The organism is Pseudomonas syringae, from assembly GCF_000737245.1.
Lineage (GTDB): Bacteria > Pseudomonadota > Gammaproteobacteria > Pseudomonadales > Pseudomonadaceae > Aquipseudomonas > Aquipseudomonas syringae_J.
Genome location: NZ_JPQU01000096.1, coordinates 1 through 433, shown reverse-complemented (window position 1 = coordinate 433; position 433 = coordinate 1). Strand labels below are relative to the sequence as shown.

The 433-nt window shown below is 61.9% G+C and carries 1 protein-coding gene; it reads left to right on the top strand.

Features of this window, described 5'->3' with window-relative positions:
* Window positions 1–433: AMP-binding protein (locus IV01_RS26790; protein WP_032631616.1), on the top strand; the 433-nt coding region annotated here is incomplete at both ends.

Genomic DNA, 433 nt, shown 5'->3' with positions numbered 1-433 from the left:
GGCCAATCGCGTCGCTCATCAACTGATTGATCGCGGCGTTGGCCCTGAGGCGCGGGTGGGGCTGGCGGTGGAGCGCGGGCTGGAAATGATCGTCGGTTTGCTGGCCATCCTCAAAGCCGGCGGCGCCTACGTGCCGCTGGACCCGGCGTACCCACAAGATCGTTTGAGTTACATGATTCAGGACAGCGGGATTCGGTTAGTGCTGGCGCAAACCGGTGTGCTTGAGGATCTGCCGTTGGGGGATGAGGTGGAGATTCTGCTGATTTCACCTGAAACACCGCAGCGTCTGAATCGCGGGCAAGCGCGCTCCTACCTGGAAATGCACTCCAACCCAGACACCTCTAACCACTGTAGGAGGACCGGGGTGGCGCTCCACCTTGCTCGCGATAGCGTCAGCCCAGACAGCGCAATGCTGGCTGACACCCCGCTGACC